General features: G+C 41.4%; 21 protein-coding genes. 18 read left to right on the forward strand and 3 right to left on the reverse strand.

All coding sequences use genetic code 11. The features are described 5' to 3' along the window. Window positions 1-75: 75 nt before the first annotated feature. The 3 genes from gltX (at window position 76) to rpmH (ending at window position 3501) form a co-directional block, all read left to right on the forward strand. On the forward strand, window positions 76-1536 hold the full coding sequence (gene gltX / locus QM810_RS06470) for a glutamate--tRNA ligase (protein WP_414254264.1): 1461 nt from the start codon (window positions 76-78) through the stop codon (window positions 1534-1536). 471 nt (window positions 1537-2007) lie between these two features. After that, window positions 2008-3222, forward strand: coding sequence for a pyridoxal phosphate-dependent aminotransferase (locus QM810_RS06475; RefSeq protein WP_049494525.1), 1215 nt, complete (start codon window positions 2008-2010; stop codon window positions 3220-3222). A 144-nt stretch (window positions 3223-3366) separates the two neighbouring features. Further along, the gene (gene rpmH, locus QM810_RS06480; RefSeq protein ID WP_000831905.1) at window positions 3367-3501 is read left to right on the forward strand and encodes a 50S ribosomal protein L34; all 135 of its coding nucleotides are present in this window, start codon (window positions 3367-3369) and stop codon (window positions 3499-3501) included. Between the two features lie 180 nt (window positions 3502-3681). Here rpmH and QM810_RS06485 read toward each other — a convergent pair whose 3' ends face one another. Next, a complete protein-coding gene (locus QM810_RS06485; protein ID WP_414254265.1) occupies window positions 3682-5526 on the reverse strand; it encodes an APC family permease in 1845 nt (614 codons plus the stop codon). Between the two features lie 155 nt (window positions 5527-5681). Here QM810_RS06485 and QM810_RS06490 point away from each other — a divergent pair, with 155 nt between their 5' ends. From QM810_RS06490 to pflA, 13 genes are all read left to right on the forward strand, one after another. Then, entirely contained in the window at window positions 5682-6458 is a 777-nt protein-coding gene (locus tag QM810_RS06490; RefSeq protein WP_263394078.1) for a TatD family hydrolase, read from the forward strand. After that, window positions 6455-7018 carry a ribonuclease M5 gene (gene rnmV, locus QM810_RS06495; RefSeq protein WP_414254266.1) on the forward strand — a complete coding sequence of 188 codons (564 nt, stop codon included), beginning with the start codon at window positions 6455-6457 and terminating at the stop codon, window positions 7016-7018. Before QM810_RS06490 ends, rnmV begins: the two co-directional genes overlap by 4 nt. A 133-nt stretch (window positions 7019-7151) precedes the next feature. Continuing rightward, window positions 7152-8570 carry an SseB family protein gene (locus QM810_RS06500; RefSeq protein WP_414254267.1) on the forward strand — a complete coding sequence of 473 codons (1419 nt, stop codon included), beginning with the start codon at window positions 7152-7154 and terminating at the stop codon, window positions 8568-8570. An 89-nt stretch (window positions 8571-8659) separates the two neighbouring features. Next, window positions 8660-9376: a dimethyladenosine transferase gene (locus QM810_RS06505; protein ID WP_414254268.1), complete on the forward strand. Its 717-nt coding sequence runs from the start codon at window positions 8660-8662 to the stop codon at window positions 9374-9376. A gap of 12 nt (window positions 9377-9388) precedes the next feature. Further along, complete coding sequence (gene rsmA, locus QM810_RS06510) at window positions 9389-10261, forward strand: 16S rRNA (adenine(1518)-N(6)/adenine(1519)-N(6))-dimethyltransferase RsmA (protein ID WP_414254269.1); 873 nt, start codon at window positions 9389-9391, stop codon at window positions 10259-10261. A 1-nt stretch (window position 10262) separates the two neighbouring features. After that, window positions 10263-11141: a ribosome small subunit-dependent GTPase A gene (gene rsgA, locus QM810_RS06515; protein WP_414254504.1), complete on the forward strand. Its 879-nt coding sequence runs from the start codon at window positions 10263-10265 to the stop codon at window positions 11139-11141. A gap of 10 nt (window positions 11142-11151) precedes the next feature. Then, the gene (gene rpe / locus QM810_RS06520; RefSeq protein ID WP_414254270.1) at window positions 11152-11808 is read left to right on the forward strand and encodes a ribulose-phosphate 3-epimerase; all 657 of its coding nucleotides are present in this window, start codon (window positions 11152-11154) and stop codon (window positions 11806-11808) included. Beyond that, window positions 11771-12433 (forward strand): thiamine diphosphokinase, encoded by a 663-nt coding sequence (locus tag QM810_RS06525; protein WP_414254271.1) that lies wholly within the window; start codon window positions 11771-11773, stop codon window positions 12431-12433. The genes rpe and QM810_RS06525 overlap by 38 nt, the downstream gene beginning before the upstream one ends. Before the next feature lies 1 nt (window position 12434). Beyond that, the gene (gene rmuC, locus QM810_RS06530; protein ID WP_414254272.1) at window positions 12435-13691 is read left to right on the forward strand and encodes a DNA recombination protein RmuC; all 1257 of its coding nucleotides are present in this window, start codon (window positions 12435-12437) and stop codon (window positions 13689-13691) included. Further along, a complete protein-coding gene (locus tag QM810_RS06535) occupies window positions 13681-14622 on the forward strand; it encodes a 3'-5' exoribonuclease YhaM family protein (protein ID WP_414254273.1) in 942 nt (313 codons plus the stop codon). Before rmuC ends, QM810_RS06535 begins: the two co-directional genes overlap by 11 nt. 102 nt (window positions 14623-14724) lie before the next feature. Further along, window positions 14725-15549, forward strand: coding sequence for a pur operon repressor (purR, locus tag QM810_RS06540; protein WP_414254274.1), 825 nt, complete (start codon window positions 14725-14727; stop codon window positions 15547-15549). Window positions 15550-15621: 72 nt separating this feature from the next. Then, the gene (locus QM810_RS06545; RefSeq protein WP_414254275.1) at window positions 15622-16875 is read left to right on the forward strand and encodes a diaminopimelate decarboxylase; all 1254 of its coding nucleotides are present in this window, start codon (window positions 15622-15624) and stop codon (window positions 16873-16875) included. A gap of 132 nt (window positions 16876-17007) precedes the next feature. Continuing rightward, window positions 17008-17802, forward strand: coding sequence for a pyruvate formate-lyase-activating protein (gene pflA, locus QM810_RS06550; protein ID WP_303407238.1), 795 nt, complete (start codon window positions 17008-17010; stop codon window positions 17800-17802). An 80-nt stretch (window positions 17803-17882) separates the two neighbouring features. Here the strand turns inward: pflA and yidC are convergent, their stop codons facing one another. Beyond that, on the reverse strand, window positions 17883-18806 hold the full coding sequence (gene yidC / locus QM810_RS06555; RefSeq protein ID WP_414254276.1) for a membrane protein insertase YidC: 924 nt from the start codon (window positions 18804-18806) through the stop codon (window positions 17883-17885). A 77-nt stretch (window positions 18807-18883) separates the two neighbouring features. After that, the gene (locus QM810_RS06560) at window positions 18884-19162 is read right to left on the reverse strand and encodes an acylphosphatase (RefSeq protein WP_001174501.1); all 279 of its coding nucleotides are present in this window, start codon (window positions 19160-19162) and stop codon (window positions 18884-18886) included. A 33-nt stretch (window positions 19163-19195) separates the two neighbouring features. Between QM810_RS06560 and QM810_RS06565 the strand changes: the two genes are divergently transcribed. Both QM810_RS06565 and QM810_RS06570 read left to right on the forward strand, forming a co-directional pair. After that, window positions 19196-19936: a TrmH family RNA methyltransferase gene (locus QM810_RS06565; protein WP_414254277.1), complete on the forward strand. Its 741-nt coding sequence runs from the start codon at window positions 19196-19198 to the stop codon at window positions 19934-19936. A 53-nt stretch (window positions 19937-19989) separates the two neighbouring features. Beyond that, window positions 19990-20673, forward strand: a complete 684-nt coding sequence (locus QM810_RS06570; RefSeq protein ID WP_414254278.1) for a Bax inhibitor-1 family protein — start codon at window positions 19990-19992, stop codon at window positions 20671-20673. Window positions 20674-20738: the final 65 nt, after the last annotated feature.

The raw sequence follows: 20738 nt of genomic DNA on the forward strand, positions 1-20738 counted from the left end.
TTGGACTCTGGCAAGACTTGTGATATAATATAGAGAGCAAAAAGGCAGATGCCTAGAGACTTTACAGGAGAAACTATGTCAAAAGATATTCGTGTGCGTTATGCACCAAGTCCAACAGGACTATTACACATCGGTAATGCCCGTACAGCATTGTTTAACTACTTGTATGCACGCCACCATGGTGGAACTTTTATCATCCGTATCGAAGATACTGACCGCAAACGTCATGTCGAAGACGGAGAGCGTTCACAGCTTGAAAACCTTCGTTGGTTAGGCATGGACTGGGATGAAAGTCCAGAGACGCATGAAAACTACCGCCAGTCTGAGCGTTTGGAACTTTATCAAAAATACATCGACCAACTCTTAGCTGAAGGAAAAGCCTACAAATCTTACGTTACAGAAGAAGAATTGGCAGCAGAACGTGAACGTCAAGAAGCAGCAGGTGAAACGCCTCGCTACATTAACGAATACCTTGGTATGAGCGAAGAAGAAAAAACAGCTTACGTTGCAGAACGTGAAGCAGCGGGGATTATCCCGACGGTTCGTTTGGCAGTGAATGAGTCTGGTATTTACAAGTGGCATGACATGGTCAAAGGTGATATCGAATTTGAAGGTGGAAATATCGGTGGGGACTGGGTTATCCAAAAGAAAGATGGTTACCCAACATACAACTTTGCCGTTGTCATCGATGACCACGATATGCAAATCTCTCACGTTATCCGTGGAGATGACCACATTGCTAATACACCAAAACAGCTTATGGTTTATGAAGCACTTGGATGGGATGCACCTGAGTTTGGTCACATGACCTTGATTATCAACTCTGAAACGGGTAAGAAGTTATCTAAACGTGATACTAATACCCTTCAATTTATCGAAGATTACCGCAAGAAAGGTTACCTTCCAGAAGCAGTCTTTAACTTCATCGCTCTTCTTGGATGGAATCCTGGTGGGGAAGATGAAATCTTCTCTCGTCAAGAACTCATCAACCTCTTTGATGAAAACCGTCTCAGCAAGTCTCCAGCAGCTTTCGACCAAAAGAAAATGGACTGGATGAGCAATGAGTATATCAAGAATGCGGATCTTGCGACTATCTTTGAAATGGCCAAACCATTCCTCGAAGAAGCAGGTCGTTTGACAGACAAGGCTGAGAAATTGGTGGAACTCTACAAACCACAAATGAAGTCAGTGGACGAAATCGTTCCGTTGACAGACCTTTTCTTTTCAGACTTCCCAGAATTGACAGAAGCTGAGCGAGAAGTCATGGCTGGTGAAACCGTTCCGACTGTACTTGAGGCCTTTAAGGCAAAACTTGAAGCCATGTCAGACGATGAGTTTGTGGCAGAAAATATCTTCCCACAAATCAAAGCGGTTCAAAAAGAAACTGGGATCAAAGGGAAAAATCTCTTCATGCCAATCCGTATTGCCGTTTCAGGTGAAATGCATGGTCCTGAATTGCCAGATACCATCTACTTGCTTGGACGTGAAAAATCCATCCAACACATCGAAAAAATGTTGGCAGAAATTGCGAAGTAGCATAAAAAAAGAGCTCGAATATTGAGCTCTTTTTATATGCATGCTTATTTGAAAATGCAAAGATTTTAGTGTATAATATGAATTGACAGGGCAAGGAAATAAGTTGGTGAGATGGTATTTTTACAACTAGACTCGGCTTAGTCTAACATTATTCCTAATGTTGGTCAGTCTACTTATTTTTTCTTTGCGTTTTGCTGAATAGAAGCTGAAATTCTTTTGTTCATGCAGTTACCATCCCTTACAATGACTTTGTTTTCGATCACCAGAGTTTCTCTACAAAGATTTTGGTCCAATTTGTCCAGCTTTTTAGAGAAGTATATCTACTCTTTCTTCTCCAAAAATAGAAAGAAATCGACTTTGCTCTGTTACCTTGCGTTAAGCAAGGTTTTTTTGTGGAATAGTACTGGGAAATTTACGATTTCGTTTTAGAGTGGTATAATATTAACTATCCTGATGAATAGAGGAACTCGAATGAAAGAATTTAACAAATCAATAAAATTAGAGCATGTGGCTTATGATATCCGTGGTCCAGTTTTGGAAGAAGCTATGCGCATGCGCGCAAATGGAGAAAAAATTCTTCGTTTGAATACAGGGAACCCAGCTGAGTTTGGCTTTACAGCTCCAGATGAGGTTATCCACGACTTGATTATGAATGCCCGTGATAGTGAAGGTTATTCAGATTCAAAAGGAATCTTTTCAGCTCGTAAGGCAATTATGCAATATTGCCAACTGAAAAACTTTCCAAATGTAGGTATCGATGACATCTACCTTGGAAATGGAGTTAGTGAGCTAATCGTTATGTCCATGCAAGGGCTTTTGGACAACGGCGATGAAGTCTTGGTTCCTATGCCTGACTATCCTCTTTGGACGGCTGCAGTCAGCTTGGCTGGGGGAAATGCCGTGCACTATGTCTGTGATGAAGAAGCTGAATGGTATCCAGACCTAGATGATATTAAGTCTAAGATTAGTTCCAATACCAAGGCCATTGTTTTGATCAATCCTAATAATCCAACGGGGGCCCTCTATCCCAAAGAACTCTTGTTAGATATTATTGAAATTGCTCGCCAAAATGACTTGATTATTTTTGCGGATGAAATCTACGACCGTATGGTTATGGATGGGAATGTCCACACACCAGTAGCCAGTTTGGCTCCAGACCTTTTCTGCGTCAGCATGAATGGTTTGTCAAAATCTCACCGTATCGCTGGATTCCGTGTGGGTTGGATGGTCTTGTCTGGGCCTAAACATCATGTAAAAGGCTACATTGAAGGTCTCAATATGCTTTCAAACATGCGTCTCTGTTCGAATGTGCTTGCCCAGCAGGTAGTTCAAACTTCACTAGGTGGTCACCAGTCAGTGGATGAATTGCTCTTGCCAGGTGGTCGCATCTACGAGCAAAGAAACTTTATTTATAATGCTATTCAAGATATTCCAGGTTTGTCAGCTGTTAAGCCAAAAGCAGGTCTTTATATCTTCCCTAAAATCGATCGCAATATGTATCGTATCGACGATGATGAACAATTTGTCCTTAATTTCTTGAAACAAGAAAAGGTTCTCTTGGTACATGGACGTGGCTTTAACTGGAAAGAACCAGATCACTTCCGTATCGTTTATCTTCCACGTGTCGATGAGTTGGCCCAAATACAGGAAAAGATGACTCGCTTCTTGAAGCAGTATCGTAGATAAGGCTTTCATAGCAAAAAAGCTGGAAACATTTGTCAGAGCTATTGACAAATAAGTAAGAATCAGATAGAATAGTAAAGTATGTTTAGTAACTGATCACTTTATAGCCGGCTAAACGAATACAAAATCTATGAGGAGGTATTCATCGTGAAACGTACTTATCAACCAAGTAAACTTCGTCGTGCGCGCAAACACGGATTCCGTAACCGTATGTCAACTAAAAACGGTCGTCGCGTATTGGCAGCTCGTCGTCGTAAAGGACGCAAAGTTTTGGCTGCATAATCCAAACAAATGAAACAAAGAAGTCAGTAGGAACTCGAGCCTACTGATTTTTCTTTTATCTAAAAAGAGAGTTTTCTAAAGTTATTGGTTGAGAATAAACATTTTAGAAGACGTCTTGAAAGAATCACATATAGAAAAAGCTCAAAATCAGAAGGTGAATTTCTGATTTTGAGCTTTTCTTTATTCTTTCAAATGATAAGAGTAGCTGGCAACGACGACATCTTCGTGCCATCTGAGAGCATATTTTAATTTGAGGCTCATTTGATTGTGTAGGATATTTTGCCAAGGTTTATTAGGGATAAACTGGGGAACTAGAACTGTAACCGTGTAGTTCTTTTTCTTGGCTTCTTGAGAGATTTTTCGGACATATCGAACTGTAGGAGTGATGATATCGCGATAGCTAGTATTAATGTTTTTTAGAGTGATATTTGGGAAGTAGTCGGCAAATTCTTGGAGGATTTCTTGGTCTTTTTCCTCCGTTTCCTTGGTGGAAATGTGCATAGCCAAAACCTCATCTCCTATGCTTTGAGCGTAATTAATCGCTCCGACGCTGACTCGAGTCACATTTCCCACTAAGACAAGGACGACATTGCCATCGTAGGTTTTCTTTTGAACTCCTTCATAAAGTCGAAGTTGTTTGGCCACCTTTTGGTAATGACTGTGGATGGACAAGAAGAGGAAGGTTAAGACTAGGATAATTGGGAAGAAGGGCCAGATATCTCCAAGTCTGAAGAAGAGTAGAATAAGAACGATAGCGTAACAAATGATAGCACCGAGGATGTTTGCAAAGGCAGATTTTAAGAAATGAGAGCCTTTTTCTTTTTTCCAATGGCGAATCATCCCTGTTTGAGAAAGTGCAAAAGGAACGAAAACTCCGATAGTATAGAGAGGAATCAAGCGTTCTGTATTTCCGTTAAAAATGAGCAGAAGAATCATAGCGCCAAAGGCTAGTGTTAAGATACCGTTTGAGTAACCTAGGCGATCTCCCTTCTCCATAAAGAGATGGGGCATGTACTTGTTCTTGGCCATGTTGTAGGCCAGCATCGGAAAGGCCGAAAAACCAGTATTTGCAGCTACGGCTAGGATGAGAGCTGTTGAAAATTGGAAGAGATAATAAACAACCTGACCGAGAGCTGAATCCCCTAAAATTCCTTTAGCCATTTGTGAGAGGATTGTTTCTCCGTGTTGAGGAGTAATCCCCATCCAGTAGTTTAGGAAGGTAATTCCTGCAAAGAGAAATCCAAGAATCAGAGACATGATGGTCAGTGTTTGAGCTGCGTTCTTTTCTTTAGGGGTCTTGAAAAATGGAACAGCATTTGAGATAGCTTCAACTCCAGTTAGTGAAGCCGAACCGCTGGTGAAGGCTCTTAAAATGAGAACAATTGAGAGACTTGGGACAGTTTGACCAATTGCAGAAGTTGCATGATAGCTGAGAGAACCTGTCAATAGTTGGAAGATACCAAACAATAAGAGGAAGACCGTGCTAAAGATAAAGAGATAGACAGGGATCATCAGAGAGCTTGCGGATTCCTTTAGTCCTCGTAGATTTAAAAGCATGAGCAAACATACTAGAAAAATGGAGATGTGGAGGTTATAAGGATGGAGGACAGGAAGTGCAGCTGTGATCGCATCAGCACCTGCAGCTACCGATACGGCTACTGTCAGCATGTAGTCAACAAGTAGACTTCCTCCAGCAATCAAACCTAACTCAGGGGAGAGGTTTTCTCGAGTAACCATATAGGCACCTCCACCTTGAGGGTAGGCATGAATGATTTGTCGGTAAGAAATGGTTAGACTAGCAAGTAGCAAGAGGACAAAAATGCCGATAGGGAGACTCCACCAAATAGCAAGCGGAGATAGGCTAGCCAAGACAAGGACGACCTGCTCAGGTCCATAGGCGATAGATGAAAGGGCATCGCTTGAGAGCATTGCAAGTGCCTGTGTTTTTCCAAGTAGCCCTCCTTCGCCTTCAGTTAAGGACTTGAGAGGACGACCGATAAAGGTATATTTAAGTTTTGTAAACATTTTCTTTCCTTTTTTGAAATTTTCAACAAGAGCTATTATACTGCTATGAAAAAATACCGTCAAGGGAAAATCATTGATTTCAAAATATTTTTTTCCTATAAGGATGCGACTAGTTTTTTGGTATAATAGAAAGTAGAAAAAACGAGGAAATATAAATGATTTTTGATACACATACCCACTTGAATGTGGAAGAATTTTCAGGAAGAGAAGCAGAAGAAATAGCCTTAGCAGCTGAGATGGGTGTGTCTCGGATGAATATCGTTGGTTTTGACAAGCCGACGATTGAGCGTGCCTTAGAGTTGGTGGAAGAATATGACCAACTCTATGCGACTATTGGATGGCATCCTACAGAAGCAGGGACTTATACAGAAGACGTTGAGAAATACCTATTGGAGAAGCTAAAACATCCTAAAGTGGTAGCCTTGGGTGAAATTGGTTTGGACTATCACTGGATGACAGCCCCTAAAGAAGTGCAGGAGCAAGTTTTCCGTCGTCAGATTCAGCTATCTAAGAAACTGGGCTTACCTTTTGTGGTTCACACACGTGATGCGCTAGAAGATACTTATGAGATTATCAAGAGCCAAGGAGTCGGTCCCCGTGGCGGCATCATGCACTCTTTCTCAGGTTCTCTGGAGTGGGCTGAAAAGTTTGTGGAGCTAGGTATGACTATTTCCTTTTCTGGGGTGGTGACTTTCAAAAAGGCAACAGACATTCAGGAAGCAGCTAGAGAGTTACCTTTGGACAAGATTTTGGTAGAAACGGATGCCCCTTACCTGGCTCCTGTTCCTAAACGTGGCCGTGAAAACAAGACAGCTTACACGTGCTATGTAGTGGACTTTATTGCAGGCTTACGTGGTCTGACGACAGAAGAAATAGCTGCTGCGACAAGTGCAAATGCAGAACGAATCTTTGGATTGGAACGTAAATCATGAAAGAGAAAATTTCCCAAGTCATCGTAGTTGAAGGACGCGATGATACGGCCAATCTCAAACGTTATTTTGATGTGGAGACCTATGAGACTCGTGGCTCGGCTATCAATGAGCAGGATCTTGAAAGAATCCAACGTCTACATGAGCGTCATGGAGTGATTGTCTTTACTGATCCTGACTTTAATGGGGAGCGGATTCGTCGTATGATTATGACGGCCATTCCGACAGTTCAACATGCCTTTCTCAAACGTGATGAGGCAGTTCCTAAGTCTAAGACCAAGGGACATTCTCTAGGAATTGAGCATGCTAGCTACGAAGACTTAAAAACAGCACTAGAACAAGTCACAGAGCTGTTTGAAGTAGAAAGTGACTTTGATATTAGCCGTAGTGACTTGATTCGATTGGGATTCTTGGCTGGGGCGGATAGCAGAAAACGCAGAGAATATCTAGGAGAAAGCCTTCGTATTGGTTATTCCAATGGGAAACAACTCCTTAAACGTTTAGAGTTATTTGGGATAAGTCTAGCTGAAGTTGAAGATGTTATGAAATCGTATGAGAATTGAGAAACTCCTCCAAAATGTAGAGGGAATGTGATACAATAGAAGTAATCATATACGGTTTAATCAGGCTTGCTTGCAAGCATTAGAAAAGTGACTCCATAGGATTTTTGCTGAGTGGAGATAATGAGGAAAAGTTATGGGAATCTTTGATTTTTTAAAAAAGACAGAAGCAACTGAAACAACTGAATCCAATAAGGAAACAGTAGAAACAAAAGACAATGCTTGTGTGGGAGTTCTAGATTTTTTTCCTATGAAGGAAACGAATCAATTATTGATTGTTGGGAGTCTAGAAGGTAGTATCAAGGTTGGAGATCAGTTACAATTTTGCAATCCCGACCAAGGAATGGGAAGTCTTGGTACTGTAGAGGTTAAAAAACTCAGCTGTCAAAACAAAGATGCAGATAGTCTAACTGATGAAGTTCTTGCCCATCTAGTGGTTGATAGGATTCCTTCTTTGGATAAACTGAAAAAAGGAAGTGTTCTCTTTAGTTCAGGTATTGAGGAAGAGCAAAAATTATCTAGCTATTCAGATGCTCTTTACCGTGCATTTGTAGCCATCCAAGAGGGCCAGTTAACCAATGAGGATTATTTGGCAGCTAGTCTTGATGATAGCGTAGAAATTTTACGTCTCTTTTTATGGAAATGCCGTCAAAATCAGGAAACTGAAAGTGAAGAAAGCTATCAAATCAACACTCGTAAGTTGGAACGTCTCGCGGAAATCGTCAAGGACAAGTTGTTAGCGGCAGATTCTGTTTATGCAGTTTATTCGGAAAAAACAGGTGAACCCTATCTTTTCTCAACGACCTATGACAGGGGAGAAGAGGGCTATTTGTGCACAGATCCCATGATCATGCTTTTGACGCCATCTTGGTATCGCCAATTTAAAGAAACCATTGATAGTCGACCAAACTCAGTCGTAAAACTGATTGAAAATACGGAAGATAAAAAAGGGATTGAGAATTTCCTTGGGACAGCCTTTTACTTAAATGGTGCCTTGGGAGCAATCTTTAATTCCAAGGAAGTTAGCATCAGTGCCTCGGCCTTGGTTCAAAAACCAGATTTTTCTAATTTGCCAGAAATACAAGTTCCTGTGATGAACCCTGACCTAGTAAGATGGATGTTGCTGATGGGACAATTGGATAGCCCGACGACAGAAGATGAAGAAGTAATTTACAAACTCTATTATAAGTTCTTCTCTGAAGCTATGCTGAAAGCAAAATTCCTAATTCCTTTAGATGCTGCTTCGGAATTTAAGGACGATAGTCAGGAAGGAAGCTCCTTTGTCTTGGAAAAAGATTCTAGTTTCAACATTCCAGTCAAAGAAGGAAAAGATGGCAGAAATTCTGTGCCGGTATTTACCGATTGGAAACGTCTGCGAATGGTCTTTGACGAAAAATGGAATGGCATGATTGAAGAAGCGGGAGGCATGATTGAAGTTTTTGACTATGCCATTAATCCAACGGAGTATTATGAAGCGGGTGCTTATGTTAGCCTAACAGCTTTTAAAGAAATGCAAAAGTTTAGTGAGGAACTAGAAGGCAGAGCTAAAGATTAGAGAGTTTCTTTACATTGGGAAACTATACAGTTTTATCTACATCCTACTTGAACCACTAACCTTTTTCAAAAATGGTGAAAGGAAACCATATGGCAAATAGAAGTTATATTTACTTGAAAAACGGAGATGAAGCTCGTATCTTAACAGAAGGCATCTACACGATACCTTATTTTTGGCAATTGTTTTGGGATGAAGAAGATTTAAGAGCTCCTATTGCTCTCTGGAAAACAGCAGAAAAACTCGAAGAAGATGAAGAGCAAGCAGAAAAGTTTTATCAAGAGCAGAATGTAGATATCTTGCTTTCTATTGAAAAATTCCAGCAACATGCCCTCCAAAATCGCTCTTTTTTAGAAGAAAATGCCCCGCAAGCCTTGCAACTATATGATGCCTTTGTTCGCTATATTCTTGCAAACGTAAAAGATGGTGATGTGTTAGGATTTGATCTTTTGGATGTAGTTTTTATGGACCAAGTCTCTGTAGTCGCTGATAAACTGTTAAAAAATATCCGAGCTATTCGAGAAAATCAACCAAAAGACTTGGACTTTTCTCTAACGGATAAGAACCTAATTGGTCTTGCTATGGGCTTTCCTGACTATTATGCTTCAGAATTATTGCCAGAAGGCAATATTCTAGATTCGGTTGCCTATCAGGATGAACTAAATAAAATGAACCCTCAAGATGATAAGCAAGGGGGCGATATGACTGGAGCCGATACAAAAGCGAACAATTGGAGGAATGGTATAGTATATTTGCTTATACTTGCACTAGTAATTAGGTTGATTTTTTATATGATGGTTAAGAGATAGAAAAGAGAATAAATGAGAATTGCAGATTATAGCGTGACCAAGGCAGTGCTGGAGCGTCACGGTTTTACCTTTAAAAAATCTTTCGGGCAAAATTTCTTGACGGATACCAATATCCTTCAAAAAATCGTGGATACAGCTGAAATTGATGATCAGGTTAATGTTATCGAAATCGGGCCAGGGATTGGTGCCTTGACAGAATTTTTGGCTGAGCGTGCAGCTCAAGTCATGGCATTTGAGATCGACCACCGCTTGGTACCAATCCTAGCGGATACCCTGCGTGATTTTGACAATGTGACCGTAGTCAACGAAGACATACTAAAAGTTGATTTGGCACATCACATCCAGAATTTTAAAAATCCAGACTTACCAATCAAGGTAGTAGCCAACTTGCCTTACTATATCACGACGCCTATTCTCATGCACTTGATTGAAAGTGGCATTCCTTTTAGTGAGTTTGTGGTTATGATGCAAAAAGAAGTGGCAGATCGTATCTCTGCTAAGCCAAATACCAAGGCTTACGGCAGCTTGTCGATTGCAGTTCAGTATTACATGACCGCCAAGGTTGCCTTTATCGTACCTCGTACGGTCTTTGTGCCAGCACCAAATGTGGATTCAGCTATCCTGAAAATGGTACGTCGCCCAGAACCGGCTGTAGCAGTGGAAGACGAGAAATTCTTCTTTAAGGTTTCCAAGGCTAGTTTCACCCATCGTCGCAAAACTTTGTGGAACAACTTAACAGGATACTTTGGCAAAACTGATGAAATCAAGGATAAATTGACTAAGGCTTTGGACCAGGCAGGACTATCCCCAAGTGTACGCGGTGAAGCTCTTGGCTTAGAAGAATTTGCTAGTCTAGCAGATGCGCTTAAAGGACAAGGACTCTAAGATGCAAGGACAAATCATTAAAGCTTTGGCCGGCTTCTACTATGTAGAAAGTGATGGTCAGGTTTATCAAACACGCGCTCGTGGGAATTTCCGTAAAAAAGGTCACACACCCTATGTTGGAGATTGGGTAGACTTTTCTGCGGAGGAAAACTCCGAAGGTTATATTCTCAAGATTCACGAACGAAAAAATAGTCTGGTTCGCCCACCCATTGTCAATATTGACCAAGCTGTGGTTATCATGTCGGTCAAAGAGCCTGACTTTAATAGCAACTTATTGGATCGGTTCTTGGTTCTTTTGGAGCACAAGGGCATTCATCCTATCGTCTATATTTCTAAAATGGACTTACTAGAGGATAGGAGAGAACTGGATTTCTACGAGAAAACCTATCGTGCTATTGGTTACGATTTTGTGACGAGTAAAGAAGAACTTTTACCCTTGTTGACAGGCAAGATTACGGTCTTTATGGGGCAGACGGGTGTTGGAAAGTCAACTTTGCTCAATAAAATCGCACCTGATCTCAATTTAGAAACGGGAGAAATCTCAGACAGTCTGGGTCGTGGTCGTCACACCACTCGAGCGGTTAGTTTTTACAATCTCAATGGTGGGAAAATCGCGGACACACCAGGTTTTTCATCGCTGAATTACGAAGTAACAACAGCAGAAGACCTTAATCTAGCCTTTCCAGAAATTGCTAGTGTCAGTCGAGACTGCAAGTTCCGTACTTGTACGCATACCCACGAACCTTCTTGCGCGGTTAAACCTGCAGTAGAAGAAGGCATCATTGCCACCTTCCGTTTTGATAACTACCTACAATTCCTCAGTGAGATTGAAAATCGTAGAGAAACCTATAAAAAAGTCAGCAAAAAAATTCCAAAATAAGGAGAAACCTATGTCTCAATACAAGATTGCTCCGTCAATTCTGGCAGCAGATTATGCCAACTTTGAACGTGAAATTAAACGCCTAGAAGCAACTGGGGCAGAATACGCCCATATCGATATCATGGATGGTCACTTTGTACCTCAGATCAGCTTTGGTGCAGGTGTAGTCGAAAGTCTTCGTCCTCATAGCAAGATGGTCTTTGATTGCCATTTGATGGTATCAAATCCCGAACATCATTTAGAAGACTTTGCGCGTGCAGGTGCAGACATCATCAGCATCCACGTTGAAGCAACTCCTCATATCCATGGGGCACTTCAAAAGATTCGTTCTCTTGGAGTCAAACCTTCAGTCGTCATTAACCCTGGAACACCTGTTGAAGCCATTAAGCACGTGCTTCACCTAGTTGACCAAGTCTTAGTCATGACGGTTAACCCAGGTTTCGGCGGACAAGCATTTCTGCCTGAAACTATGGATAAGATTCGTGAGTTAGTGGCACTTCGTGAGGAGAAGGGCTTGAACTTTGAAATCGAAGTTGATGGTGGGATTGATGATAAAACCATTGCTCAAGCCAAAGAGGCTGGTGCAACAGTTTTTGTAGCAGGATCCTATGTTTTTAGGGGAGATGTCAATGAACGAGTGCAAGCTCTCAGAAATCAACTGGACTAAAGTTGCTGTTTTTGCAGGCGGGGACCGCGGTCACTACCGGACAAATTTTGACTGCTTTGTCGGTGTGGATCGAGGCTCACTTTGGGTACTGGGGGAAAAACTTCCTCTTGCTTTAGCCGTTGGGGATTTTGATTCTGTGACTGTAGAAGAACGCCAAGTGATTCAAAAACGTGCCCAGCACTTTGTCCAAGCCCAACCAGAAAAAGATGATACGGATCTGGAATTAGCACTCTTAACGATTTTTGAAAAGAATCCTCAAGCTCAGATCACTATTTTCGGTGCCCTAGGTGGTCGCATTGACCATATGTTGGCTAATGTGTTTCTACCTAGCAATCCTAAATTGGCGCCCTATATGCGCCAGATATCGATTGAGGATGGGCAAAACTTGATTCGTTACTGTCCAGAAGGGACCAGTCAACTTGAACCACGGTCGGACTACGATTATCTAGCCTTTATGCCGGTTCGGGATAGTCAGCTGACCATTATCGGAGCCAAGTACGAATTGACAGAGGAGAACTTTTTCTTTAAGAAAGTCTATGCTTCTAACGAATATATAGATAGGGAAGTTTCGGTAACATGCCCGGATGGCTATGTGGTCGTACTGCATAGTAAGGACAGGAGATAGGATGGAGATTGTATTACTACTGTTATTAATTGCTAACCTGGCTGGCCTCTTTCTCATTTGGCAAAGGCAGGACAAGCAGGAGCAATATTTGACCAAGAGTTTAGAAGACCAGGCAGATAATCTCTCAGACCAGTTAGACTATCGATTTGAACAAGCACGACAAGCTAGTCAGTTGGACCAAAAAAATCTAGAAGTGGCTGTTAGCGACCGTTTGCAGGAGGTGCGGATTGAATTGCACCAAGGTCTGACTCAGGTTCGGCAGGAGATGAATGAGAACCTCCTCCAAACCAGAGATAAGACTGACCAACGCCTCCAAGCCTTGCAGGAATCAAATGACCAACGCTTAGAACAAATGCGCCAAACGGTCGAGGAAAAGTTAGAAAAGACTTTGCAAACACGCTTGCAGGCCTCTTTTGAGACAGTTTCCAAGCAACTGGAGTCTGTCAATCGCGGCCTAGGTGAAATGCAGACGGTGGCGCGAGATGTCGGTGCGCTTAATAAGGTCTTATCTGGAACCAAGACCCGAGGAATTCTGGGTGAATTACAACTGGGACAGATTATTGAAGATATCATGACACCTGCCCAGTATGAACGAGAATTTGCAACGGTTGAAAATTCGAGTGAGCGAGTCGAGTATGCCATCAAGTTGCCTGGGCAAGGCGACCAAGAATATGTTTATCTACCGATTGACTCTAAGTTTCCACTGGCAGCTTATTACCGCCTTGAAGAAGCCTATGAAGCAGGTGATAAGGATGAAATCGAAAATTGTCGCAAATCTCTCCAAACAAGCGTTAAGCGTTTTGCCAAGGATATTAAGAACAAATACATAGCACCGCCAAGAACGACCAATTTTGGAGTATTGTTTGTCCCGACAGAAGGTCTCTATTCAGAGATTGTTCGCAATCCGATTTTCTTTGATGATTTGAGACGGGAGGAGCAGATTATCGTTGCAGGGCCAAGTACCTTATCAGCCCTTCTTAACTCTCTATCAGTTGGCTTCAAAACTCTCAATATCCAAAAGAGTGCCGACCATATCAGCAAGACTCTTGCCAGTGTCAAGACCGAGTTTGGCAAGTTTGGGGGGATTTTGGTCAAGGCACAAAAACATCTCCAACATGCCTCTGGCAATATTGATGATTTATTAAACCGTCGTACTACAGCTATCGAGCGAACGCTCCGTCACATTGAGTTATCAGAAGGTGAGCCTGCGCTTGATCTACTCCAGTTCCAAGAAGATGAGGAAGAATATGAAGATTAGTCACATGAAGAAAGATGAGCTTTTTGAGGGCTTTTACCTAATCAAGTCAGCTGACCTAAGACAGACACGTGCTGGGAAGAATTACCTGGCTTTCACTTTCCAAGATGACAGTGGGGAAATCGAAGGAAAACTCTGGGATGCCCAACCTCATAATGTTGAGGCCTTTACGGCAGGGAAGGTTGTTCACATGCAAGGTCGCCGTGAAGTGTACAACAATACGCCTCAGGTAAATCAAATCACTCTACGCTTACCTCAGCCTGGCGAACCGAATGACCCAGCAGTTTTTAAGGTAAAATCACCAGTTGATGTTAAGGAAATCCGTGAGTATATGGCGCAGATGATTTTCAAAATCGAAAATCCTATCTGGCAACGAATCGTTCGGGCCCTCTATACCAAATATGATAAAGAATTTTATTCTTATCCAGCTGCAAAAACCAACCACCATGCCTTTGAAACAGGGCTTGCTTATCATACAGCGACTATGGTGCGTTTAGCAGAGGCAATTGCAGATGTCTACCCACAGCTTAATAAGAGCTTGCTCTACGCGGGAATAATGCTTCATGACCTGGCTAAGGTTATCGAGTTGACAGGTCCCGACCAGACAGAGTACACAGTCAGAGGCAATCTTATCGGCCATATTGCCTTGATTGATAGCGAGATTACTAAAGCGGTTATGGAACTTGACATTGATGACACTCGAGAAGAAGTGGTGCTTCTGCGCCATGTGATTCTCAGCCACCATGGATTACTCGAGTATGGTAGTCCTGTTCGTCCTCGTGTGATGGAAGCTGAAATTATTCATATGATTGATAATTTAGATGCGAGTATGATGATGATGTCAACAGCTCTCGCTCTTGTTGATGAGGGTGAAATGACCAATAAAGTCTTTGCAATGGACAATCGTTCCTTCTACAAGCCAAAATTAGACTAGAAACTAAAAAAATGAGCTTTGTTTAGACAATAAAGTTCGTTTTTTTTGCTTTAGTGTGATATAATGAGAAAAAGACTAATTAAAAAGAATGGTGAATAACTAATGAAATTAAGAAGAAGTGATCGGATGGTTGTTATTTCCAATTATTTGATTAACAATCCATACAAATTAACCAGTCTCAATACCTTTGCGGAAAAGTATGAATCTGCCAAATCTTCTATTTCAGAAGATATTGTCATTATTAAGCGCGCCTTTGAAGAAATTGAAATCGGGCATATTCAAACGGTGACAGGTGCTGGTGGTGGAGTTATTTTCACACCATCTATCTCTACCCTTGAGTCCAAAACAATCATCCAAGAGCTTCGCGATAAACTTTCAGAAAGCGACCGCATTCTTCCAGGAGGCTACATTTATTTGTCTGATCTCCTTAGCACTCCAGCTATTTTGAAAAATATCGGCCGCATTATTGCCAAGAGCTTTATGAACCAAAAGATTGATGCTGTTATGACGGTAGCGACCAAAGGGGTTCCGCTTGCAAATGCAGTAGCCAATGTTCTCAACGTACCTTTTGTTATTGTCCGTCGTGACTTGAAAATCACTGAGGGTTCAACTGTTAGTGTCAACTACGTCTCAGGCTCTAGTGACCGTATTGAAAAAATGTTCCTTTCAAAACGTAGTCTTAAGGCAGGAAGTCGTGTCTTGATTGTTGATGACTTCTTGAAAGGCGGAGGGACTATTAATGGTATGATTAGCCTTTTAACAGAGTTTGATTCTGAGTTGGCTGGTGTAGCTGTCTTTGCTGATAATGCGCAGGAAGATCGTGAACAGCAGTTTGACTACAAATCACTCTTAAAAGTTACCAATATTGATGTGAAGAACCAACAAATTGAAGTTGAAGTCGGGAACATTTTCGAAACAGAAAAATAAGAGAGAATAAGATGCTTAAAGGTTGGAACTTTCGTCCCAGCCTTTCTTTGATAATGAATATGAAGGAGCCCTATGAAGACACCATTTATTAAACGTGAAGCCTTAGAAAAGATTGTTGAAGAGTTTCCAACTCCATTCCATCTCTACGATGAAAAAGGTATTCGCGAGAAAGCACGCGCAGTTAATGAAGCTTTCTCTTGGAATAAAGGCTTTAAAGAATACTTCGCAGTTAAGGCAACCCCAACTCCAGCTATCTTGAAGATTTTGCAAGAAGAAGGATGTGGAGTGGATTGTTCTAGTTATGTAGAACTCTTAATGAGCCATAAATTAGGTTTTTCTGGTCCAGACATGATGTTCTCATCTAACAATACTCCAGATAGAGAGTATGCTTATGCCCGTGAATTAGGTGCGACGATTAATTTAGATGCTTTTGAAGATATCGAACATTTAGAGCGTGCAGCAGGCATTCCTGAGATTATCTCTTGCCGTTACAATCCTGGTGGCGTATTTGAACTGGGTACGGACATTATGGATAATCCTGGCGAAGCTAAGTTCGGGATGACTAAGGAGCAGCTTTTTGAAGCCTTTGCTATCCTGAAAGAAAAGGGAGCTAAAACCTTTGGGATTCATTCCTTCCTAGCTTCCAATACAGTGACCCACCTCTATTATCCAGAATTAGCGCGTCAGCTCTTTGAATTAGCAGTAGAAATTAAGGAAAAGTTGGGTATTTCGCTGGACTTTATCAACCTTTCTGGTGGTATCGGGGTCAACTATCGTCCAGATCAAGAGCCTAATGACATTGCTTTGATCGGCGAGGGAGTTCGTCAGGTTTATGAAGAAGTTCTTACACCAGCAGGTCTTGGTCAAGTTAAAATTTTTACAGAACTAGGACGCTTTATGTTGGCACCCCATGGAATTCTAGTTACAAAAGTAACTCATAAAAAGAAAACCTACCGTACTTATCTAGGAGTAGATGCGTCAGCTGTCAATCTTATGAGACCTGCTATGTATGGAGCCTATCACCACATCACCAATATGATGCATCCTGATGGTCAGACTGAAGTGGTTGATGTTGTTGGTTCTCTTTGTGAAAACAACGACAAGTTTGCAGTAAATCGTGAGTTGCCTCAAACAGAAATTGGTGATTTGTTAGTGATTCATGATACAGGTGCGCATGGATTCTCTATGGGTTATCAGTACAATGCGAAACTTCGTTCGGCAGAGATTCTCTATACAGAGGATGGTGGTGCTCGATTAATCCGCAGAGCAGAGCGCCCTGAGGACTATTTTGCGACTCTCTATGGGTTTGACTTTGACAAGGATTAGAAGATTTTTTGAAAATTATGAAAGTTGAAAGTGAAAAACAGATTGTTTTCTAAAAAATAGACAAAATCTATTGTTTTTCCTTTCAAGCGTGATATAATAAAATTATAAAACGGTTTCAAGGAAGGTGACGTGATGTCAGAAGAAACAATAGACTACGGAAAAGTGACAGGAATGGTACATTCGACAGAGAGTTTTGGGGCGGTAGATGGTCCCGGAATTCGTTTCATTGTCTTTTTGCAGGGCTGTCAGATGCGTTGCCAGTATTGTCATAACCCGGACACATGGGCGATGGAAACCAATAAATCTCGTGTACGAACAGTAGACGATGTTCTAGAAGAAGCGCTTCGTTTTCGTGGTTTCTGGGGAGATAAGGGTGGAATTACGGTCAGTGGAGGGGAAGCTCTCTTACAGATTGATTTCCTAATTGCTCTCTTTACAAAAGCAAAAGAAAAAGGAATCCACTGTACCTTGGATACTTGTGCCCTTCCATTCCGTAATAAACCGCGTTATCTAGAGAAATTCAATAAACTAATGGCCGTGACAGACTTGGTTCTTCTTGATATTAAGGAAATCAACGAAGCACAGCACAGGATTGTAACCAGTCAAACCAATAAAAATATCTTGGCATGTGCTCAGTACTTGTCAGATATTGGGAAACCTGTTTGGATTCGTCACGTTCTTGTGCCTGGATTGACAGACCGTGATGAAGATTTGATTGAACTTGGGAAGTTCGTAAAAACTCTTAAAAACGTTGATAAGTTTGAAATCCTACCCTACCACACTATGGGAGAATTCAAATGGCGTGAACTTGGGATTCCGTATTCACTTGAAGGGGTTAAACCTCCAACAGCAGATCGTGTCAAGAACGCTAAGGAATTGATGGATACAGAAAGCTACCAAGATTACATGAAACGTGTTCATGGATAATATAAAAAATGAGGTCGAGTTTTCTCGGCCTCTTTTCGATTATAGAAAAGACTCAGCAATTTAGCCGAGCCTTTTATTTTTTATCTAGAATGTTGTTTTCCAGAATTGCGTTTTTTGTTCTTCTTAGCAGAAGTTGAGATAACTGCAGCTGATTCAGGGGTTACATCTTTACGAGCACCTGAAGTTTTACTTGCTTTTGGTGGGTTCTTGGCATATTCTTCACGTACTTTTTTACGAAGTTTTGGACGAATGATGTAGTTGACGATGAATTGTTGAAGAATCATCATGAAACCACCGACAACCCAGTAAAGCGTAACGCTGGCTGGTGAGAAAATTGAGAACATGACAATCATCATTGGACTCATGTAAATCATCTTCTTGAGTTGTTCTCTTTGAGTCTCGTCTTCAACTCCGTGTAGTGAAAGGAGTGATTGGACGTAGTAGAGAACACCTGCACAGGCGATAAGAATCCAACTTGGAGAACCAAGTGCGATGCCTAAGAAGCTAGCTTCAGAAACACCTTCTGTATGTTGAGCTGCAAAGTAGATGGCTGAGAAGAAAGGCATTTGAATGAGGATAGGGAAACATCCTACACCACCAAACATACTAATACCATGCTCTTTTTGAGCAGCAAAGAGAGCTTGTTGGGCTTCTAGTTTTTCTTCTTGAGTCGTTGCTTCTTTGAGACGAGTCTGATGTGGCTCAAGGACATGCTTGAGGGCGTTCATCTTCTCAGAGTGAAGAGTCGCTTTCCATGATTGGTAGATACCAAGTGGCAAAATAATCAAGCGGACGATAATGGTTACGATAATAATAGCGACCCCGAAGCCTAGCCCTTTATCAGTAGCAAAGTACTTGATAGCTTCAGCCATAGGTGCTCCAATTGTATTCCAAATAAATCCTGTTGGTTGTCCAGTCGTTTTATCAACCTGGACACAGCCTGTCAAGACTAATAGCATAGCCACTCCCATGACTGAGAGGGCGATTCGTTTAATTGATTTCACTGTTTTTATTCCTTCTTAAAAAATTATACCTTTCTATTCTACTGCTTTTTTTGAAAATATACAATAGTTCTAGAGACCTAATTTGCGACTTTGAAATCTGAATAGGATGGAAAGTTGCTTAATTGGACGTCGAGATAGGTTACTTTTGAGAAGGGAGTAGGCCCTTTTCGGATCTCTTGGATGAACTTAGCCATGATAGCTGAAGACTCTGCTTGGGCAAGAATTTCAACTGTTCCGTCATCGTTGTTCCAGACCCGACCGGTGATTCCACCTAGCTCGAGGGCAAGGGTATAGACGCCCCAGCGGAAACCAACGCCTTGGACGCGTCCCTGTGCGATCATTTTGACCTTTTGCATACTAAACCTCCTTGATTGTGTTATAATATTTCTATGACTATTATAACCTCTAAAGCAAATTCTGTGGTAAAAAATGCCAAGAAATTGCATCAAAAAAAATATCGAAAATCTTCTTATTTAATTGAAGGATGGCATTTGTTCGAAGAAGCTATTCAGGCTGGTGCAAAGATAGAGAAAATATTTGCTCTAGTAGAGTATGGAGATAAACTAGTAGATTATCCTCAGACTGTCTTTGTGACAGAGGAAATTTTATTCGATTTAGCAGATTCCCAGACGCCTCAGGGGATTGTTGCCATTGTTCAAAAGGAAGAGGAGCAGTTGCCGGATTTGAATTCAGGTAAATATCTTTTCTTAGAAGATGTGCAGGACCCCGGAAATGTAGGGACCATGATACGGACGGCAGATGCTGCAGGTTTTTCTGGAGTCATCGTTTCAAGCAAGTCGGCTGATATCTACAGCCTCAAAACACTTCGTTCTATGCAGGGTAGCCATTTTCATTTGCCGATTTATCGTATGCCTGTTGAAACATTTGTTGAAGAGGCTAAAAAGAATCACTTGCCCATTCTAGCCACCACCTTGTCTCAAAATTCTAAAGATTATCGTGAACTGGATCGGTTAGAGGATTTTGCTTTGGTTATGGGAAATGAAGGGCAAGGCATTAGTCCATTCATGACAGATCAGGCAGACCAACTGGTTCACATCAGCATGAAAGGGCAGGCAGAGAGTCTCAACGTCGCCATCGCGGCAGGGATACTCATGTTTTATTTGAGTTAAAATAGTTTATTTTTGTTATAATCAGTAAAAAGATTTCATAAGGAGAAAAAGATATGAATCAAACAATTATTCAAGAACATTCTGGTTTGAATCAATTTTATGCAAAAGTTTATGCTTTTGTAGGAATTGGGATTGCCTTATCTGCAGTTGTTTCAGCCTTGATGTTAACAACCTTCCAAGATCTTCTCGTACAGTTAATGTTAAATGCACGCATATGGCTAATCGTGACAGGAGTAGTTGAAGTTGCTCTTGTAATTGCAGCCAGCAATATGGCTTATAAAAATAGCCCAGCAGCTCTTCCGATGTTTCTCATCTATTCAGTAGTGAACGGTTTTTCGCTGAGTTTCATCGTATCGCTCTATCTTCCAGGAACAGTTTTGACTGCCTTTATTTCCAGTGCAGCCCTCTTCTTTGTCATGGCTATCATAGGAGTCGTCATCAAAAAGGATTTGAGTGGTATCGGACGTGCATTGATTGCAGCTTTATTTGGTCTAATACTGGCTATGGTTGTCAATATCTTCTTAAATAGTGGCCTAATGGACTACATTATTAGTATTGTTATGGTGCTTGTTTTTGCAGGTTTGATTGCTTGGGATAATCAAAAAATTCGTTATGTTTACGAAGAGTCAGATGGTCAAGTCGCTACAGGCTGGGCAATTTCTTTAGCACTTAGCCTCTACCTTGACTTTATCAACCTCTTCCTTAGCTTCCTACGTATCTTTGGACGTGACGATTAATGCTTTTAGAGCTCAAATGAGCTCTTTTTTCTTTTATTTTTACTGATAAAAAGGTATAATCTTTA

The sequence above is a fragment of the Streptococcus infantis genome (genome assembly GCF_047464155.1).
GTDB lineage: Bacteria > Bacillota > Bacilli > Lactobacillales > Streptococcaceae > Streptococcus > Streptococcus infantis_U.

Excerpts from the sequence above, each read along its gene's own strand:
- gltX (WP_414254264.1), top strand. The coding sequence starts at position 76 with ATGTCAAAAGATATTCGTGTGCGTTATGCACCAAGTCCAACAGGACTA.
- QM810_RS06475 (WP_049494525.1), top strand. The coding sequence starts at position 2,008 with ATGAAAGAATTTAACAAATCAATAAAATTAGAGCATGTGGCTTATGAT.
- QM810_RS06485 (WP_414254265.1), bottom strand. The coding sequence starts at position 5,526 with ATGTTTACAAAACTTAAATATACCTTTATCGGTCGTCCTCTCAAGTCC.
- QM810_RS06490 (WP_263394078.1), top strand. The coding sequence starts at position 5,682 with ATGATTTTTGATACACATACCCACTTGAATGTGGAAGAATTTTCAGGA.
- rnmV (WP_414254266.1), top strand. The coding sequence starts at position 6,455 with ATGAAAGAGAAAATTTCCCAAGTCATCGTAGTTGAAGGACGCGATGAT.
- QM810_RS06500 (WP_414254267.1), top strand. The coding sequence starts at position 7,152 with ATGGGAATCTTTGATTTTTTAAAAAAGACAGAAGCAACTGAAACAACT.
- QM810_RS06505 (WP_414254268.1), top strand. The coding sequence starts at position 8,660 with ATGGCAAATAGAAGTTATATTTACTTGAAAAACGGAGATGAAGCTCGT.
- rsmA (WP_414254269.1), top strand. The coding sequence starts at position 9,389 with ATGAGAATTGCAGATTATAGCGTGACCAAGGCAGTGCTGGAGCGTCAC.
- rsgA (WP_414254504.1), top strand. The coding sequence starts at position 10,263 with ATGCAAGGACAAATCATTAAAGCTTTGGCCGGCTTCTACTATGTAGAA.
- rpe (WP_414254270.1), top strand. The coding sequence starts at position 11,152 with ATGTCTCAATACAAGATTGCTCCGTCAATTCTGGCAGCAGATTATGCC.
- QM810_RS06525 (WP_414254271.1), top strand. The coding sequence starts at position 11,771 with ATGAACGAGTGCAAGCTCTCAGAAATCAACTGGACTAAAGTTGCTGTT.
- rmuC (WP_414254272.1), top strand. The coding sequence starts at position 12,435 with ATGGAGATTGTATTACTACTGTTATTAATTGCTAACCTGGCTGGCCTC.
- QM810_RS06535 (WP_414254273.1), top strand. The coding sequence starts at position 13,681 with ATGAAGATTAGTCACATGAAGAAAGATGAGCTTTTTGAGGGCTTTTAC.
- purR (WP_414254274.1), top strand. The coding sequence starts at position 14,725 with ATGAAATTAAGAAGAAGTGATCGGATGGTTGTTATTTCCAATTATTTG.
- QM810_RS06545 (WP_414254275.1), top strand. The coding sequence starts at position 15,622 with ATGAAGACACCATTTATTAAACGTGAAGCCTTAGAAAAGATTGTTGAA.
- pflA (WP_303407238.1), top strand. The coding sequence starts at position 17,008 with ATGTCAGAAGAAACAATAGACTACGGAAAAGTGACAGGAATGGTACAT.
- QM810_RS06560 (WP_001174501.1), bottom strand. The coding sequence starts at position 19,162 with ATGCAAAAGGTCAAAATGATCGCACAGGGACGCGTCCAAGGCGTTGGT.
- QM810_RS06565 (WP_414254277.1), top strand. The coding sequence starts at position 19,196 with ATGACTATTATAACCTCTAAAGCAAATTCTGTGGTAAAAAATGCCAAG.
- QM810_RS06570 (WP_414254278.1), top strand. The coding sequence starts at position 19,990 with ATGAATCAAACAATTATTCAAGAACATTCTGGTTTGAATCAATTTTAT.